The organism is Enterobacter cloacae complex sp. IR5403 (assembly GCF_049238705.1).
GTDB lineage: Bacteria > Pseudomonadota > Gammaproteobacteria > Enterobacterales > Enterobacteriaceae > Enterobacter > Enterobacter hormaechei_C.
Window position 1 is genome coordinate 266,884 of record NZ_JBMKHP010000006.1, and the last position, 17,228, is coordinate 284,111.

Sequence of the window (17,228 nt, forward strand, 5' to 3'; positions counted from 1 at the left end):
GGAGTCGCAATGTCCCGTCCTATTCTGGCCCAGCTGGATTTGCAGGCGCTGAAGGATAACCTGCAAATTGTTCGCCGTGCTGCGCCGGGTTCTCGTATCTGGTCGGTGGTGAAAGCCAACGCTTACGGTCATGGTATCGACCGTATCTGGAGTGCGCTCGGTGCCACCGATGGTTTTGCCTTGCTGAATCTGGAAGAGGCCATCCTGCTGCGCGAGCGCGGCTGGAAAGGACCGATCCTGCTGCTGGAAGGATTCTTTCATGCGCAGGATCTGCCTCTGCTGGATAAGTACCGCCTGACGACCAGCGTTCACAGTAACTGGCAGATCAAGGCCATCCAGGACGCGAAGCTGCATGCCCCGCTGGATATCTATCTCAAAGTGAACAGTGGGATGAACCGTCTGGGCTTCCAGCCTGAACGGGTGCACACGGTCTGGCAGCAGCTTCGTGCGCTGAAAAATGTCGGTGAGATGACGCTGATGGCGCATTTCGCCGATGCGGAAAAGCCGGACGGCATTGCCGATGCCATGGTCCGCATTGAGCAGGCGGCAGAAGGGCTGGACTGTCCGCGCTCGCTGTCGAACTCGGCGGCAACGCTCTGGCATCCTGAAGCGCACTACAACTGGGTACGTCCGGGGATCGTTCTGTACGGCGCGTCACCCTCAGGTCAGTGGCAGGATATCGCCAACAGCGGCCTGAAGCCGGTGATGACGTTACGAAGCGAGATTATCGGCGTGCAGACGTTAAAAGCGGGCGATACGGTGGGTTATGGCAGCCGCTATCGGGCAGCGGGCGAGCAGCGCATCGGTATCGTGGCAGGGGGCTATGCAGATGGTTATCCGCGCATCGCCCCGAGCGGCACGCCGGTGTGGGTCGATGGCGTGCGCACCGGCACGGTAGGCACCGTCTCAATGGACATGCTGGCCATTGATTTAACGCCGTGTCCCCAGGCGGGGATCGGGTCACCGGTTGAGCTGTGGGGCAACGAGGTTAAAATTGATGATGTGGCCGCTGCGGCGGGCACCGTCGGGTATGAACTGATGTGCGCGCTGGCGCCAAGAGTGCCTGTTGTGACGGTGTAACTTGTGTGTGTGTGTGCCGGGTGACGCTAACGCTTACCCGGCCTACAAAAGCCCGAATGTAGGCCGGGTAAGCGTTAGCGTCACCCGGCAAAAAAGCAGCTACTCCGCCTCCTCCTCCATCGGCCTGACGCCGACTTTACGCACCGCGTTATCTTCTTTCTCCGCTACCGTCCAGATCATCCCGGCAAACTCCACCTGGTCACCGACGACCGGCGCAGCCCCTAATAATTGCTGAATAATTTCACCCAGGGTTTGCTGGTTATCGCGATTCTCCAGTCCACCTTCCAGGCCATAAATCAGCGCCACATCCGCAAAGCGGGCGCTGGCTTCGAGGATAAAATCGCCGAAGAAACGCTGATCCAGGGCCACCGGGGGCGACTGGCTGAACAGCTTGCCGAGGGCAGGCAGGTCGCGCTCGCGGCCAATCACGCAGAGAATATCGTTCTCACGCAGCCGCGTGCTGCCGGTCGGGTGCAGCAGGGCGTTATCCCGGAACAGGGCGGCAATGCGCGTTTCAGCGGGCATATGCAGATCGCGCAGGGACGCCCCCACGCACCACTTATCGGCGCTTAGCTGGTAGACAAACTGTTCCCAGGGGTTCTCAGGGTGAATATCCAGCCCCACGCGGGAGACCGGCCAGCCAATGGGCGGTACCACCACTTTGGCTTTTTTCGCCGCCCAGCCCAGCGACGTCCCCTGGAACAGCAGCGACACCAGCACCACGAAGAAGGCGACGTTGAAGAACAGGCGGGCGTTGTCCAGCCCGGCCATCATCGGGAACACGGCCAGAATAATCGGCACCGCGCCGCGCAGCCCCACCCAACTGATAAATATCCGCTCACGCAGGTTAAACCCGCGGAAAGGCAGCAGCCCGGCAAACACCGACAGCGGACGGGCGAAGAAGATCATCCAGGCCGACAAAAGCAGCGCCGGTACGGCGATAGGCAGCAGGTCCGACGGCGTCACCAGCAGGCCCAGCACCAGGAACATGGCGATCTGCGCCAGCCAGGCCAGACCGTCGAAGTTCTGCAAAATGGCGTGACGGTTGCGAATCGGTCGGTTGCCCAACAGGAAACCACAAAGGTAAACCGCCAGAATACCGCTGCCGTCCAGCGCGGTGGTGACGGCAAAGATCAGGATCCCACCGCTCAGGGCCAGCAGCGGGTAAAGGCCGGAAGGCAGCGTAATACGGTTGATCGTCTGCTGTAACAGGTAACCGCCGCCGAGACCAATGATAATCCCGAGGCCAAACTGCTGGAGGATGTGCCAGGCGAACATCCAGCTCAGGCCGGTTTCGTGCTGCTGGATCATCTCAATCAGGGTGATGGTCAGGAACACCGCCATCGGATCGTTGCTGCCGGATTCAATCTCCAGCGTGGAGCCAACGCGTTCGTTCAGCCCCTTGCCGCCGAGCAGGGAGAAAACCGCCGCCGCATCGGTAGAGCCGACAATCGCGCCAATCAGCAGGCCTTCCATTATATCGAGGTTAAACAGCCAGGCCGCCATCATACCGGTCAGGCCGGAGGTGATCAGCACGCCGACGGTCGCCAGAGACAGCGCCGGACCTAAGGCAACGCGAAACGAACTTGCCTGGGTGCGCATGCCGCCGTCCAGCAGAATCACCGCCAGCGCGAGGTTACTCACCATATAGGCGAAAGGGTAATTATCGAAGGGGATACCGCCGATACCGTCGATCCCGGCAAGCATGCCGATAGCCAGGAAAATGACAAGAATAGGTATGCCAAGACGCGATGAAAATGAACTTAATAAAATGCTGAAGGTTACCAGGATGGAACCCAGAATGAAAAGACTGATTATCGCTGTGGCACCCAATGTTGTCTTACTCCCACCTCAATGTGAACGCTGTTATTAAAACCCTAACATATTAACAACGTTAACAGCGTTTTATTGAGGGGGAATAACGGCTTTTTTATGCCTTTAAGACCGGATGACCGCTGATTGTTAACCGACTGCCTGCATTATCGTGTACAAGGTGCGCCCGGGCACCCAGCGGCAGCGTAACGGTTTGCTGCTCATGGCCGAAATCCAGACCGGCGATCACCGGGATATCCAGTCGGGAACGAATGAAATCAATCATCGTCTCCAGGGAATAGCCCGCATCGTAATCGTTAGGGGCTGAACCGCTAAAACTGCCCAGCACAATGGCCGACTGCCGATCCAGGATCCCGGCGTGATACAGCTGCAACAGCATACGTTCGACGCGGAACGGGTGTTCATTGATATCTTCCAGCACCAGTATGCCGTCCGCGATCTGCGGCAGCCACGGCGTGCCAATCAGCGACACCAGCATCGCGAGGTTGCCGCCCCACAGCTGTCCTTCACATTCCCAGTACGGTCCATTGCCTTGCCACTCGACGGTGAACGTCGGGTTTAGCATGGCGCGCCAGAAATGGTCCTGGGTAAACGCATCCAGATCCGGCGCACCAAAGTTGCCGGCCAGCATCGGGCCGCTAAAGGTAATGACGTTATGCAACGCCAGCAGGCCGAGCTGGATCGCCGTGAAATCGCTGTGTCCGCAGATTAACAGAGGATCCTGCTGCTGGCGCGCGGCCAGCCCTGCCCAGTCGATGCTCTCCAGCAACCGGCTTGCGCCATAGCCGCCGCGCACGGCCAGCACAATGGTGTTTTCACCTTCCAGCGTCGCCAGGCTGTTGATATCGCTCAGTCTCTGCGCCTCCGTACCGGCAAAACGCTGCATGCGGCGGGGGATAATTGTCTGATTTTCTACCTGATGGCCCATTTCCAGCAGGCGCTGAACGCCCCGCTGTGCCGCCTCCTGGTTGATGCAGTAGCCTGACGGTGCGATGAGATGAAACTGAGGCATGGCAATTCCTTGCTGAATGAGAATCTAATTGTCTATATCATGCCGCTTATACGCCGCCTGCTTCAAGGGGCGACGTACCGCGATGACCGGCTATAAGGATAGATGACGTGAAATTGAGATGGTTTGCTTTTTTGATTGTGCTGCTCGCTGGCTGTAGTTCAAAACATGATTATCAAAATCCCCCCTGGAACCCTGAAGTGCCGGTAAAGCGGGCCATGCAGTGGATGCCGATCAGCGAACAAGCCGGGAAGGCCTGGGGCGTGAGCCCGCGTCTGATCACGGCGATCATTGCCGTGGAGTCCGGCGGCAACCCGACGCTGGTGAGTAAATCGAATGCGGTGGGGCTGATGCAGTTAAAAGCCTCGACGGCGGGAAGAGAGGTCTATCGCTACATGGGCTGGAAGGGTCAGCCATCCACCAGCGAGCTGAAAAACCCGGAGCGTAACATCTCTATGGGAACCGCTTACCTGAGCATTCTCGAGCATGGCATTCTGAAGGGGATTGACGATCCGGAAGTGATGCAATATGCGCTGGTGGTGTCGTACGTTAACGGAGCCGGTGCGCTGCTCCGAACCTTCTCATCCGATCGCAAAGAGGCGATAGAAGAGATTAACGATATGGATAAAGATGAATTCTTCGAGCACGTGGTGAAGAATCATCCGTCAGCACAGGCTCCACGTTATATCTGGAAAGTACAGAAAGCGATGGACGCCATGTAACGCCTTTGTCGGGCGGCTGCACGCTGCCCGACGCCTTTCAGCGCACTTTATTCGCGCGTTCCCGCGCTTCACGCTCCAGTGAGAAGATGATGCGCTGGAGCTCGCGTTCGGCGCCTGGCCCGACATTCAGAAAGCGAAAGCTCAGTCGCGGCGTGGTAATGGTTTCGTTTTTGCTGTCCACCACCTTGCGCTCGCTGATGGCAATCAGCTGGGCGTCAAACCAGAAGCGTCCCCATCCGCCCATATCCAGCTCAATCTGACTAAAACGCATGCCTTCCACCAGTCCTTCCGGCTTCGGCGTATCCATTAACGCGCCCATCCCGCCCAGTGACAGGTCGAAGAGACGAAAGCGGATCTCTTTTTTATCCGGCATTTTTGCCTTACAGAAATAGGCCGGGTGAAGCGGGGCGCTGATGCGAAAAAACTCGCGGCGTTGCACGAACCAGAGGTTAGCGGGCAGGGGAGCGATAAACGCAGGCAAACCCTGGTACGCGATCGTGGTCAGGCGAGGCAGCACAAACTCGACTTTCGCCCCCTGCGTTTCAGCCATCACCGAGAGGTTTTCTGCCTGTAGCGCGGCACGGTTTTCATCGCTCTGGCTACCCAGATCGACGATCAGGTGTTCTGCCGTCACGTCCAGGATCTTGCTGATAAACTGGCTGGTTGACCAGTTGATGCGCAGCGGCACCTCGCCTTTTTTCAGGTCGCGTAACACCCCTAATACAGCCAGCGGATTTTGTTTCAGGAACTGCTCACTGTAGCTACTCACGCCAGATGGCTCCTCGATAGATGACAGACTGTCTCTGGGTTATCGGCACGCTGGCATGAAACTTAATACAAACGATCTGTTTTTCTCCGCTGATATTGATTTGCTAATGGAAATGATAATAATTGTCGTTCCTAATACCATCTAATAACAAGACGACACTATGAGCACTTCACGTTTTGCGTTATGCGCGTTGGCAGGCGCCGTCACGCTGGCATTGCAAACACAGGCTTTCGCAGAAGAATCCACCATCGTGGTGACAGGCACAGAGCAGGGCAGCGCGCTCCCTGCCTGGACCAACAGCGCCACGAAATCAGCCGTCGCGGAAAGTAAAACGCCGCAGGTGATCAACACCATTGCCGCTAAAGAGATTGAGCAGCGGCACGCCAGTTCGGTAAACGAGATCCTGCGCTATGCGCCGGGCGTTTCCACGGAGGTGCGCGGGAGCACCTCTTACATGAGCGAGTACAAAATCCGCGGGTTCAACGTCGATCAGGAGTTCTACAACGGCCTGCAACTTCCCTATAACGTCACCGGGAACACTAAAGCGCGAATCGATCCGCTGCTGATTGAGAGCGTCGATATCCTGAAGGGGCCGTCATCCGTGCTGTATGGCGGCGGCTCCCCGGGCGGGCTGGTCAATATCCAGAGTAAAAAGCCGCAGAAAGAGGCGAAAACGGAACTGGGCTTTAATACCGGAAACCGCAATCTGAAAGAGGGATACCTGGACTCCACGGGGCAAATCGCGACCAGCGACTGGAACTATCGCCTGCTGGGTAAAGCGACAGAGAGTGACGAACAGGCGCACACCACGCGCTATGAAAACTATCTGGTGGCCCCCTCCGTGACCTGGCAGCCGGATGACAAAACGCGCCTGACCATTGACGCGTTGGCGCAAAATACGCCGAGCCTGACGCCGTCTGATCCGATGCCGCTTAGCTATCTGCGGTCTAAATACGCCGATCGTCGTGACTATGCCGGGGATGAGTGGAGCGGCTTTAAGCAGCGCCAGTGGATGCTGGGCTACAGCTTTGAGCATGAGTTTGACAGTGGCTGGGGCTTTAACCAGAAAGCGCGCTACTTTGACGTGGACACCCACCAGCGCAGCGCCTATTCCACCGGGACGGGCAGCGAGGTCTACCAGCTAAACCGCTTTGCCTATACCACGGATGAAGATTTGCAGAGCTTCAATATTGATAACCAGGTCACCCGAACCGTCGCGCTGGGTGACTGGAAACATCATCTGCTGGCGGGCTTTGACTACCAGAAGCTGAACTCTCACTTCCATTATCGTTACGCCTCGTCCACACCGGGTATCGATATGCGTCATCCGGATCACTCGCAGATCGATAACGATGCGCTGGGGCTTTACACCGCGCAGAAAAACCGTCTCAGCTATCAGCAGAATGGCTATTACTTCCAGGATCAGATTGCGTTTGGCGGGCTGAACGTGCTGGCCAGCCTGCGCTATGACGACTACCGTTCCGTCACTACCAACTATCTGCAAAACGGTGACAAAGCCTGGGTATCGCAGGATCGCCTCACCAAGCGACTGGGCGCGCTTTATGCCTTCGACAATGGCCTCTCGCCGTTTATCAGCTATTCGGAAGGGTTCGCCCCGGTATCGCCGCAGGGCACGCTGACCGCGAAAGACGTCAAGCCCACCACCAGCAAGCAGGTGGAGGGTGGGGTGAAATACCTGCTGGCGGAATACGCAACCACCTTCACCGCCTCGGTGTTTAACATTCGTCAGAAAAATGTGGTGACCAGCGATCCGGGCTTCCTCAACTATCGCCAGACCGGGGAAGTGGAATCGAAAGGCGCGGAGCTTTCCGCGATGAGTCGTCCAACGGATAACCTGACGCTGATTGCCAACTACGCCTATACCCACGCCATCAATACCGAAGATGACAAGTACCAGGGCAAACGACCGACGCAGGTCCCTGAGAACGCCTTTAATCTGTGGGGGGATTACACCTTTGACAGCACGCCGCTGAGAGGGTTAACGCTGGGGGCAGGGGCACGCTACACCGGGCCGATGGAGATCTCGCCAGCCAACGATGCAGGCAAGCTGGGCGGTACGACGCAGTACGATCTGGCGGCATCCTACCGCATGGGCGAACTGGCGCCATCGCTGGAGGGGCTGACGCTGAAAGCGAGCGCGCAGAACGTCACCAACAAAGAGACGCTCACCTGCTATGACGCGACCAACTGCTGGATAGGCCGCGACCGGACGTTCCAGGTCGGGGCAAGCTACAGCTTCTGAAAAAAGCCCGGTAACGCTACCGGGCCACTTTATTGCACGGAACCGTCCCCTCGCCCCACCGGGGAGAGGGTCAGTGTTAGGGGCGCTACTGCGCCGCCTGTTTTGCAGGCGCGACATCATCGTTTGCCGCAGGCTGATTCTCCGGTACGCTGTCGCACGGCTTCTCTTTCGGGCAGACCATGTCCAGCATCCTGAGCGTCACGCCGTTACTCCAGCCGAAACCGTCCTGCAACGGATACTCACCGCCGCCACCGCCGGTACCGGTCGAAGAGACATCGTACTTCTCAACCAGTTTCTTCTCGCGATCGTAGGTATGCTGAACGTTTTTCAGGAAACGCCAGGTTACGTCCATCGCCACTTTCTGCTGACCATAGTTCTGCAACCCTTCCACCGCGACCCACTGCAACGGCGCCCAGCCGTTCGGCGCATCCCACTGCTGCCCGCTGTTGATGGTGGTGGTAGAAATACCGCCCGGTTTCAGCAGGCGTGACGACGCGGCTGCGGCCACTTTATCGGCGCGATCCTGTGATGCGGCCTTCACATACAGCGGGAAGAGGGCTGCGGCCGTCAGCTGATTACGTACCTTCCTGGTTTTCAGATCGTAATCCGCATACCAGCCCTCTTTATCGTTCCACAGGTGGCTCTCCATGGCTTTCTGGCGTGCGGAGGCCAGCGCATCGTATTTACTTGCGCTGGCGGTATCGCCGTCTTCCTGGCTGGCGCGGGCCAGCAGTTTTTCCATCTTAAACATCAGCGCATTCAGATCCACCGGCACGATGCTGGTGGTGCGGATGGTACCCAGCTTCTGTGGATCGTCCATCCAGCGGGAGCTGAAATCCCAGCCCGAGGCCGCGGCAGAGCGCAGATCGCGGTAAATCTCGGTGGCCGGACGGTTAGGGTTATTTTTGGCGGTGGTCACGTCATCCAGCCACGACTCAGGGCGCGGCGTGTCCCGATCGTCCCAGTAGCGGTTGAGGATCGAGCCATCATCCAGCTTCACCACGCGTTTGTTCGCCTGACCAGGCTGGAGCCCATCAGCCCCCTCCATCCAGTAAGCGTACTCTTTCTCCATCTGCCGACGGTATTTCTTCAACGCGTCGCTGTCATGCGTGGCCAGCAATTCCACCATCAGCGATAAGAACGGCGGCTGAGAGCGGCTCAGGTAGTAGCTGCGGTTACCGTTAGGGATATGGCCCCAGGTATCAAGCTCGTAAGCGAAGTTGTCTACCATGTCGCCGATCTTATCCCAGTGACCGCTCTCGGCCAGCCCCAGCATGGTGAAATAGCTGTCCCAGTAATAGACTTCGCGGAAGCGTCCTCCCGGCACGACATAGGGTTTTGGCAGGGGCAGGAGGGAGTCCCATTTGTTCGCTTTGTCGGTGGTGCGGGTCAGTACAGGCCACAGATCGTCTATGTGTTCGCGCAGGCTCTGGCCCTCAGGGGGAACGTATTTCTCACCCTCCTTTGGCAGGATAAAGTTCATCTCCACGAAGTGGCGCAGGTCAAAACCGGACTGGGTATGCTGCATCCGGTAATCCGCCAGGATGGTTAGCGGGTCGCTTTTGGGAACGGCATCCGCAAAGGTTTTCTGATCCGGGAACAGTCTGGCGCTCTGTACTTCGTTAAAGAGGGGGCCAAGAAGAATATCAGGTGAGCTTTGCTGGCTCGTTGGCTGGTCTTCAGCATAACCAAATGCGGTAACACCGAGTAGTGCGCCTGCCAACGCAAGGGGTAAAAAAGCGGGGCGTCGTGCGCGAGGTCTTATCATCGGTTCGTCTCCTGTCTTCACTGAGCAGCGTGACCGCTGTTGTCAATTACCTGAAAACCTTAGACGAATATCGTTAACTTCGCGTGTTGTATATCCCATTTTTCACATAACCAGATAATTCGGGTGCGCTTTAACGCTCTCTTTTGCTGTCGCAGGAAGGTCAGATCGCTTCCGGGGGCTGGCTGGCCTCCTTCAGCGCGCCCGGCGCATGCCCGACAATACGCTTAAACGCCCGACTAAACGCCGCCAGCGATCCATATCCCAGACGTAACGCCACCGTTTCAATCGCCTGATTTTCATGGCGAATATACTGTATGGCCAGGCGCATCCTCAGCTCAGTCAGGTACCTGGCTGGCGTGGTGCCCGTGGCGGACAGAAAACGTTCGGCGAAGACGGAGCGTGATGTACCGGCTTCTTTTGCCAGATCCGCCACGCTCCAGTTCTGGCCCGGTTGCTGGTGCATGGCGTAAATTGCCCGGCTGAGTCGCGGGTCGCGCAGAACCTGTACCCAGCCCGTGGCTTTACCGCATCCCGCCTCCACCCAGCCGCGTACAATCAATGCGGCAACCACATCGGCAAGGCGAGCAAGGATCCCGGCGAACCCGACCTGGCGCGTCATTGACTCCCGTTCCATCGCCGCCAGCAGCGGATGGATCTCCGGCCAGGTTGACATCAGTCGGCTTACCATCATCACTTCCGGCATGGCCTTTATCAGGGGCTGCATGCCCCCCAGTTCAAAATCCATGCATCCGCTGAAGATGATGGTGTTCTCTTTTTCCGGGCAGGATTCGCAGGTAATGGAGCATACCGAATGGCAAAGGGGTTCGCTCGGGAAAGCGCTGACCGGGGTGATATCCGCGTGTTCATCTGAGAGCAGAACATGGGCATTACCGTTTGGGATAAACAGCGCATCGCCACCGTTCAGTTCGAACGTCGCGCCGCTCTCCATTCGCAGCAGGGCAGTGCCGTGGCTGACAAAGTGGAACTGCGCCTTGCCCGGCGCCTGATGAAAGGCCACGCCAAACGGCGCGCTGGCTTCAATCCGGCGGTATTTCACGCCCGACAGGCGCATACCGCGCAATAATTCGCTGATCAAATCAGGGGACTGAACGGACATGGCGCAACTCCGGACGAATAATCAATAAGTGGAGATTATATGTCATAGATCGTCCAGGGTGAACCCACTATGCTTTTGCGACATTAGTCACATTTATATAATAGGAGTCCAACAAATGAATACCTGTGTCACGGCGAGAGAGGCTGTCGCGCCTGCAAAGCCCGCCTGGCGGGCTGTCTATTCACTGGGGTTGGGAGTTTTCGGTTTGATTACGGCGGAGTTTCTCCCCGCCAGTCTGCTTACCCCGATGGCGGCGAGCCTGGGCGTCACCGAGGGGATGGCCGGACAAGCCGTGACCGCAACGGCGCTGGTGGCGCTGGTCACGGGCTTGCTCATCACCTCTGCCACGAAAAGTATCGACCGCCGCTGGGTACTGATGTTTTTCTCGGTGCTGCAAATCATTTCGAGCCTGCTGGTTGCGTTTGCGCCTACTTTGCACGTTTTGCTGATGGGTCGCCTGCTGCTGGGCATTGCTATCGGAGGATTTTGGGCGATGTCGACCGCCACGGCGATGCGTCTGGTCCCTGCCGATAAGGTCCCGAAAGCGCTGGCGGTGATCTTCTCCAGCGTATCGATTGCTACGGTGGTTGCGGCCCCGCTGGGGAGCTATCTCGGGAGTCTGATCGGCTGGCGTAACGTGTTTATTCTCTGCATTCTGCCGAGCATGCTGGCGCTGCTGTGGCAGCTCTGGGTCCTGCCATCCATGAAGCCGGAGAGTAGCGGTAGCCTGAGTACGTTGTTCCGCGTGCTGCGTCGTCCGGGGATGATTGGCGGGATGCTGGCGACGATCCTTATTTTCAGCGGTCATTTTGCTTTCTTCACCTATCTGCGTCCGTTCCTTGAAACGGTTGGGCAGGTGAGCGTGGAGAGCATCTCGCTGATCCTGCTGGGCTTCGGTATTGCCAACTTTATTGGCACTTCCGTCGCCGGACATCTGCTGGCGCGCAATCTGCGCCTGACGCTGGCGCTTGTCCCGTTCGCGATGGGGATGCTGGCACTCGCTATGGTGCTATTTGGGCATCTGGCGATGGTTGACGGATTGCTGGTAGCGATGTGGGGCTTTGCCTTTGGCCTGGTGCCGGTGGGCTGGTCAACGTGGCTTGCAACCACCGTCCCGGATGAAGCGGAAAGTGCAGGGGGATTGCTGGTGGCATCCATCCAGTTTGCTATCAGCGCGGGGGCGGCCGGTGGCGGGGCGGTATTTGATCTTAACGGTGCCAGCGGGGTCTTTGCCGGAAGTGGTTTCCTGCTGGTCACGGCGATGGTGATTGTGTTTATGGGTGTGAAGGTTAAAGCGGAGTGATGCACTGGCCGGGCGGACGCAAGCGCCGCCCGGCTTAAGCCCTACAACCCTTTCTTATCCATCAGCACCGCCAGATCCACCAGACGGTTCGAGAAGCCCCACTCGTTGTCATACCACGACAGGATCTTCACCATATTCCCGCCAATCACCAGCGTTGAAAGCCCGTCGATGATGGATGAGCGCGGGTCGCCCTGATAATCACGGGAGACCAGCGGTTCATCGCTGTAGCCCAGGATGCCTTTCAGCGGCCCGCTGGCGGCAGCCTGACGGAACGCCTCATTCACCTCTTCGGCGGTCACGTTGCGGCTCAGCGTCACCGTCAGATCGACAATCGACACCACCGGAACCGGCACGCGCAGGGAATACCCGGTGAGTTTACCGTCAAGCTCTGGGATCACTTTCCCGAGCGCTTTTGCCGCGCCGCTGGAGTAAGGCACAATGGATAATGCTGCCGCGCGCGCGCCGCGCAGATCTTTTTCCGGCTGGTCATGCAGCGCCTGGCTGTTGGTGTAGGCATGCGTGGTGTTCATCAGCCCGTGCTCAATGCCAAACTGCTGGTGCAGCACCTGCGCCGCTGGCGCCAGACCATTAGTGGTGCAACTCCCGTTGCTGACCACAAAATGCTGGGCCGGATCGTACAGCGTGTGGTTCACACCCATCACCACCGTCAGATCGTCATTTTTAGCCGGGGCGGAAATAATGACGCGTTTTGCGCCGCCGCTCGTGATATGCACCGCCGCTTTTTCACGTTCGGTGAAGAAGCCGGTGGCTTCGATTACCACCTCAACGCCTGCGTCTTTCCACACAATGTTTGCCGGGTCACGTTCACTGAATACGGTGATGCGTTGCCCGTCAACCTGTAGCGCGCCGTCCGCCGCTTCCACAGGCACCGGCAGCGTGCCGAGCAGGGAGTCATATTTCAGCAGATGGGCGAGGGTTTTACTGTCCGTCAGATCGTTAATGGCCACAATCTGGAGATCCGGGTTGCCCAGCGCCGCGCGCAGGACATTACGTCCGATACGGCCGAAACCGTTAATACCGACCTTAACCATGATGCACTCCTTATCTGTGTTGTCTGGAGTTACTGTAGGCGTCAGGTCGGATGGCGTAAATGACAAAAAAGGATCAGATTACGCCATTCTGCGGCAGTGGAAGCGCTGGCGATATTCGCCCGGCGTGAGATGAAGCTGCTTTTCAAAAACGCGGCGCAGGTTGATGCTGGTACCAAACCCGCTTTTTTGGGCAATGACCTCAAGCGGATCCTGGGTCTGCTCCAGAAGCTGTCGGGCGGCGGCCAGGCGCGCTTCGGTGACATAACGGGCCGGAGGCACGCCCACGTCACGCGTAAACACGCGGGTAAAATTGCGCGGGCTCATGGCGACCCGTTCGGCCAGCCTTTCGACGCACAAATCTGCGGTGAGGTTTTGCAGGATCCAGCTTTGCAGTTCGCTGACCGGTCCGCTCGCGCCGGACTGCTCCAGATTATAGCGGCTGAACTGTAACTGGCCGCCAGGCCGACGCAGGTACATCACCATATCCTGCGCCACGTTGCGGGCGAGGGTGAAACCGTAATCATCTTCCACCAGCGCCAGCGTCAGATCAAACCCGGAGCTGACGCCGCCGGACGTCCAGACGGGGCCATCCTGAACATAGAGCGGGCCGCCCTCAACGTTGACCTCAGGATAGCGGGTTTTCAGGGTTTCCAGCAGCCGCCAGTGGGTCGTTGCCCGGCGCCCGTCGAGCAGCCCGGCCTGTGCCAGCAGCAGGGCCCCGCCGCAGACAGAGGCGACGCGGCGCGCATGGGGCGCGGCCAGGTGCAGCCAGTCCACCACGGCGGTGCTCTCCTGCTCATTCATGCCGCGACCGGTAATGATGATCGTGTCCAGCGGCTCGCGCGGATCCAGCTCCGGCAGGCGATAGTCCGCCAGCAGGTTTAAGCCGGACTGGCCGTGGATCACCAGGTGAGGCTGGGTAGTGGCGATAATGATGCGGTAGCGGGGCTGCTCAAGGCCGTCCGGGTGCAACCGGTTGGCCTGCATCAGAATGTCGGCGATACCGGCGGCCTCAAACAACATGCCACCGTCAGGTACGATAATCAGGATCTTCTTCATGTCCTGAAAAGTACCTTTATCACAAAATAAGTCAAGCGGCAGACGAACACCGTCGCAGAGATAAATGAGGCGTGCCGGGCGAAAGCGTGGAACGGAAGATGTTGGGAAGAAGTAAAAGAAATATGTAGTAACGGTAAAACTTCTTGCGTGTGGTTCACTGTCAATGCCGCTGAAACCCCCAGTTTATGGGCTGCAAGGGAGCGCGCTGAACAATAAAAGAACAAAAAGATGTAGCCAGGCTTAATTATTAAGGCACAAAAAATAAACCCTGAGGATAATTTCGGGTAGGTTATTTCGGGTCGCGAAATTAAATCCCTGCCATTTTCTTCGCCGCCATTTGTTAATGCAGGACGCTCACACCCAATAAAAGTTATCTTCTGAATGCAACAATGAAAATATCCCAGATATATCCCACAGCGCACAGAAAAAATGAAATTCTACTAATTATGGTAGTGGCGATAATAAGGGGTTACGTTAATGATAGTTGTTCTCTTTTTCCTGTTTAGCCATTAATTTTCATACAGTTACGGACTTAATTCGTCTAAGAAAAAGACGATTTTAGCTAAGTGCGCATTTTTTATGAGATTAATCCTATAATGCATTGGGCGTATCATTAAACGCCATTAAGCAGGCGGGAAATATTGAATTGATGACAAGCTCATGTAAACTTGTCTACCGTTTGTCAAAATATGTCAGGAGCATGCTGGGCCCATTTCTGTCGGGCTCGTGCGGTAGCTATGCCTTAAAATAGTTACCTGCTGAAAATATCCCGACTATTTTAACAATAGCACCTAAGTCAAATTTTATCCCCTCTCTTCATCCTCTAAATATCGCTACGGAAAAGCATATGAAACTGCGCGTATTGTTATCACTTCTGTTTGTTATGGCGGTGGCGGGCTGTAAGGCGCCGCAGAAACCAGCGATCACCGATGATACGATTGTGACCAGCCAGGTGAATGGCGTCACGCTGACGCACCGTCACGCTGTTACCCCTCCGGCGGAGTTCACTCAGGTGAATGAACCGTACCGTGCCATGTACCCGGCATCCCTGATGAGCCGTCCTGACTACGGCGGAAAAGTGATCCGTACGCTTGAGACCGGTAAAACTTACGTTGTGCTGGGGCAGGTTGAACATTTCTGGATGGCGCTGGCCGATGAAGGGAGTGAACAGCTGATTGGTTATGTGCCGATGCGTGCCGTAATCAAGGCTGACCAGTACGAAGCGACCGTACGTAAACAGGCACTGCGCCCGAAAGCGCGCAAGAAAACCACCTGTGTTGATGTCGATGGCAACAGCAAAGCCTGCAAAGACAGCGCGAACGGTACCTGGATCCTGAACTAAACGGGTTTCACGAGCATATTTTTATGAATAATAAAAATTTTCATCGGATGTGGTTCCCTTTTTTTGCGTTGATTTTCGCGCTGATCGGTGGTTGTACGTCGTCTTCACACAGCGACCCCTCCCGCTACAATCTTCAGTTTCAGGCTCATCCTCAAATCAATGATTCTGCGCCGCTTAAGGTCAGAGTGTTGCTGCTGAAATCCGATGCGGATTTCATGTCCAGTGACTTCTACTCCTTACAGAACAACGCGTCAGCCACGCTTGGCGCGAATCTGCTGAACAGCGATGTGTTCTTCCTGATGCCGGGCCAGCTTTCGAAAACCCTGAGCGGACAAAGCTCACCGGAAGCGCGCTATATCGGCGTGATGGCGGAATACCAGGCGCTGGACGGCAAAAAATGGCGCGTCTCACTTCCTTTGCCTGTTCCCGGCGAAAACGCGATTTACCAGTTCTGGAAATGGTCCGCAGATGAACTCCAGGCCAGCGTCTTCCTCGACGTAAATGGTATCCGGGTCATCAGCCAGTAACGCCCTTCATAACAGGAAAGAGATCATCATGACGAAAGCAGAAAAGGTCGTCTGGACCGAGGGCATGTTCCTGCGTCCCCACCATTTCCAGCGGACAGAAAGTTACCTCCTCAACCACGTTCGTGAGTGGGGGGCCTTGCAGCGATCGTATCTCTGGGGCTTTCTCGACCTTGAGCTGGATGAAGCGATGCTACGCCAGGGGTGTATTGCCCTCAGCTACTGTAGCGGTTTGCTGCCTGACGGCACCTTTTTCCAGGTTCGCAGCGACCGCAATGGTCCGGCCCCGCTAAAAATCCCCGATAATCTCACCAACGAAAAGGTGGTGCTTGCGCTGCCGGTTCGTCGCGGTGGCCGTGAAGAGGTGATTTTCAGCGAGGAGCCGTCTTCTCTGGCGCGTTTTATTACCTTTGAACAAGAGGTGGAAGACGACAACGCCATGTCGGTCGGGGAGGCGACGGTCCAGTTTGGCCGCCTGCGTCTGACCCTGATGCTGGAGAAAGATCTGACGGCAGAATGGACCGCCATCGGCGTGGCGTACGTCACCGAAAAGCGCAACGACAACCACGTGCGGCTGGATAACAGCTACATCCCGCCAATGCTGAACGCCAATAACAGCCCGCAGCTGTACGGCATGATCAATGACCTGCACGGCTTGCTGGTGCAGCGTAGCCAGCAGATCGGCGGTCGACTGCGCCAGCCGGGGCGTTTCAATACGTCTGAAATGGTTGAGTTCACGCTTCTCTCGCTGATCAACCGCCACCTTGGCGACGTCTCACATTTAAAAACGCTGCCGCTGCTTCACCCGGAAGCGCTCTGGCGCAGCTGGCTGCCGTTCGCCACGGAGCTCGCCACCTGGACGCCGCAGCGTACCGCAGAGAGCATATTGCCGGTATACGACCATGACGATCTCGCCGTTTGCTTCAGCAAACTGATGCTGATGCTGCGTCAGGGGCTGTCGCTGGTCATGGAAGATCATGCCATCCAGCTGCCGCTGCACGAACGCTCCCACGGGCTGAACATCGCCACCGTGCCGGAGACCAGCATGGTCCGCGAATTTGGCTTCGTGCTGGCGGTAAAAGCCAATGTCCCCGGCGAACACCTGCAAACCCATTTCCCTGCCCAGATGAAGGTTGCGCCAGTGTCGAAAATTCGCGATCTGGTTCAGCTCCAGCTGCCGGGCATCATGCTTCGGGCAATGCCCGTCGCGCCGCCGCAGATCCCGTGGCATGCAGGCTACAGCTATTTCGAACTCGAGAGGGGCAGCGAACTGTGGCACGAGATGGACAAGTCCGGGGCATTCGCGCTGCATCTCGCAGGGGAATTCCCGGGTCTCGATATGGAGTTCTGGGCCATCCGTAGCCCGACAGAATAATAAAGCGAGCGC

The 17,228-nt window shown here is 57.1% G+C and carries 14 protein-coding genes; 7 read left to right on the forward strand and 7 right to left on the reverse strand.

The window, feature by feature from the left end:
• The first annotated feature begins 9 nt into the window (after nucleotides 1–9).
• Nucleotides 10–1,080, forward strand: coding sequence for a catabolic alanine racemase DadX (gene dadX, locus ACOTW6_RS11650; RefSeq protein WP_194302675.1), 1,071 nt, complete (start codon nucleotides 10–12; stop codon nucleotides 1,078–1,080).
• Nucleotides 1,081–1,179: 99 nt separating this feature from the next.
• On the opposite strand, the gene ACOTW6_RS11655 is transcribed toward dadX, so the two are convergent.
• Entirely contained in the window at nucleotides 1,180–2,913 is a 1,734-nt protein-coding gene (locus tag ACOTW6_RS11655) for a potassium/proton antiporter (RefSeq protein WP_017693270.1), read from the reverse strand.
• Between the two features lie 97 nt (nucleotides 2,914–3,010).
• On the reverse strand, nucleotides 3,011–3,925 hold the full coding sequence (gene ldcA, locus ACOTW6_RS11660) for a muramoyltetrapeptide carboxypeptidase (protein ID WP_062933496.1): 915 nt from the start codon (nucleotides 3,923–3,925) through the stop codon (nucleotides 3,011–3,013).
• A gap of 107 nt (nucleotides 3,926–4,032) precedes the next feature.
• On the opposite strand from ldcA, the gene emtA reads away from it, so the two are divergent.
• Entirely contained in the window at nucleotides 4,033–4,644 is a 612-nt protein-coding gene (gene emtA / locus ACOTW6_RS11665) for a membrane-bound lytic murein transglycosylase EmtA (protein ID WP_017384310.1), read from the forward strand.
• A 37-nt stretch (nucleotides 4,645–4,681) separates the two neighbouring features.
• On the opposite strand, the gene ycgR is transcribed toward emtA, so the two are convergent.
• The gene (gene ycgR, locus ACOTW6_RS11670; protein ID WP_022651421.1) at nucleotides 4,682–5,413 is read right to left on the reverse strand and encodes a flagellar brake protein YcgR; all 732 of its coding nucleotides are present in this window, start codon (nucleotides 5,411–5,413) and stop codon (nucleotides 4,682–4,684) included.
• A 160-nt stretch (nucleotides 5,414–5,573) separates the two neighbouring features.
• On the opposite strand from ycgR, the gene ACOTW6_RS11675 reads away from it, so the two are divergent.
• Complete coding sequence (locus ACOTW6_RS11675) at nucleotides 5,574–7,676, forward strand: TonB-dependent siderophore receptor (RefSeq protein WP_213789260.1); 2,103 nt, start codon at nucleotides 5,574–5,576, stop codon at nucleotides 7,674–7,676.
• Between the two features lie 85 nt (nucleotides 7,677–7,761).
• On the opposite strand, the gene ACOTW6_RS11680 is transcribed toward ACOTW6_RS11675, so the two are convergent.
• Both ACOTW6_RS11680 and ACOTW6_RS11685 read right to left on the reverse strand, forming a co-directional pair.
• A complete protein-coding gene (locus tag ACOTW6_RS11680) occupies nucleotides 7,762–9,444 on the reverse strand; it encodes an alpha,alpha-trehalase (RefSeq protein WP_219240894.1) in 1,683 nt (560 codons plus the stop codon).
• Nucleotides 9,445–9,604: 160 nt separating this feature from the next.
• Nucleotides 9,605–10,561 (reverse strand): AraC family transcriptional regulator, encoded by a 957-nt coding sequence (locus ACOTW6_RS11685; RefSeq protein ID WP_213789262.1) that lies wholly within the window; start codon nucleotides 10,559–10,561, stop codon nucleotides 9,605–9,607.
• Between the two features lie 115 nt (nucleotides 10,562–10,676).
• On the opposite strand from ACOTW6_RS11685, the gene ACOTW6_RS11690 reads away from it, so the two are divergent.
• Nucleotides 10,677–11,864 carry an MFS transporter gene (locus ACOTW6_RS11690; RefSeq protein WP_047051742.1) on the forward strand — a complete coding sequence of 396 codons (1,188 nt, stop codon included), beginning with the start codon at nucleotides 10,677–10,679 and terminating at the stop codon, nucleotides 11,862–11,864.
• Nucleotides 11,865–11,905: 41 nt separating this feature from the next.
• Here the strand turns inward: ACOTW6_RS11690 and gap are convergent, their stop codons facing one another.
• Nucleotides 11,906–12,916 carry a type I glyceraldehyde-3-phosphate dehydrogenase gene (gap, locus tag ACOTW6_RS11695; RefSeq protein WP_213789263.1) on the reverse strand — a complete coding sequence of 337 codons (1,011 nt, stop codon included), beginning with the start codon at nucleotides 12,914–12,916 and terminating at the stop codon, nucleotides 11,906–11,908.
• Nucleotides 12,917–12,994: 78 nt separating this feature from the next.
• On the reverse strand, nucleotides 12,995–13,975 hold the full coding sequence (locus ACOTW6_RS11700; protein WP_213789264.1) for a GlxA family transcriptional regulator: 981 nt from the start codon (nucleotides 13,973–13,975) through the stop codon (nucleotides 12,995–12,997).
• Nucleotides 13,976–14,822: 847 nt separating this feature from the next.
• Between ACOTW6_RS11700 and ACOTW6_RS11705 the strand changes: the two genes are divergently transcribed.
• From ACOTW6_RS11705 to tssK, 3 genes are read left to right on the forward strand one after another with little or no spacing between them, the layout of a single operon-like run.
• The gene (locus ACOTW6_RS11705) at nucleotides 14,823–15,317 is read left to right on the forward strand and encodes a hypothetical protein (protein ID WP_047719471.1); all 495 of its coding nucleotides are present in this window, start codon (nucleotides 14,823–14,825) and stop codon (nucleotides 15,315–15,317) included.
• A 23-nt stretch (nucleotides 15,318–15,340) separates the two neighbouring features.
• A complete protein-coding gene (gene tssJ, locus ACOTW6_RS11710) occupies nucleotides 15,341–15,844 on the forward strand; it encodes a type VI secretion system lipoprotein TssJ (protein ID WP_015570327.1) in 504 nt (167 codons plus the stop codon).
• Nucleotides 15,845–15,872: 28 nt separating this feature from the next.
• A complete protein-coding gene (gene tssK / locus ACOTW6_RS11715) occupies nucleotides 15,873–17,216 on the forward strand; it encodes a type VI secretion system baseplate subunit TssK (RefSeq protein WP_048219899.1) in 1,344 nt (447 codons plus the stop codon).
• The last annotated feature ends 12 nt before the right edge of the window (nucleotides 17,217–17,228 follow it).

What these genes read in the sequence shown, in the direction of transcription:
- ACOTW6_RS11680 (WP_219240894.1), bottom strand. Translation starts at nt 9,444, where the DNA reads ATGATAAGACCTCGCGCACGACGCCCCGCTTTTTTACCCCTTGCGTTG.
- ACOTW6_RS11690 (WP_047051742.1), top strand. Translation starts at nt 10,677, where the DNA reads ATGAATACCTGTGTCACGGCGAGAGAGGCTGTCGCGCCTGCAAAGCCC.
- tssK (WP_048219899.1), top strand. Translation starts at nt 15,873, where the DNA reads ATGACGAAAGCAGAAAAGGTCGTCTGGACCGAGGGCATGTTCCTGCGT.
- dadX (WP_194302675.1), top strand. Translation starts at nt 10, where the DNA reads ATGTCCCGTCCTATTCTGGCCCAGCTGGATTTGCAGGCGCTGAAGGAT.
- ACOTW6_RS11705 (WP_047719471.1), top strand. Translation starts at nt 14,823, where the DNA reads ATGAAACTGCGCGTATTGTTATCACTTCTGTTTGTTATGGCGGTGGCG.
- ACOTW6_RS11700 (WP_213789264.1), bottom strand. Translation starts at nt 13,975, where the DNA reads ATGAAGAAGATCCTGATTATCGTACCTGACGGTGGCATGTTGTTTGAG.
- tssJ (WP_015570327.1), top strand. Translation starts at nt 15,341, where the DNA reads ATGAATAATAAAAATTTTCATCGGATGTGGTTCCCTTTTTTTGCGTTG.
- ACOTW6_RS11685 (WP_213789262.1), bottom strand. Translation starts at nt 10,561, where the DNA reads ATGTCCGTTCAGTCCCCTGATTTGATCAGCGAATTATTGCGCGGTATG.
- gap (WP_213789263.1), bottom strand. Translation starts at nt 12,916, where the DNA reads ATGGTTAAGGTCGGTATTAACGGTTTCGGCCGTATCGGACGTAATGTC.
- ACOTW6_RS11675 (WP_213789260.1), top strand. Translation starts at nt 5,574, where the DNA reads ATGAGCACTTCACGTTTTGCGTTATGCGCGTTGGCAGGCGCCGTCACG.
- ldcA (WP_062933496.1), bottom strand. Translation starts at nt 3,925, where the DNA reads ATGCCTCAGTTTCATCTCATCGCACCGTCAGGCTACTGCATCAACCAG.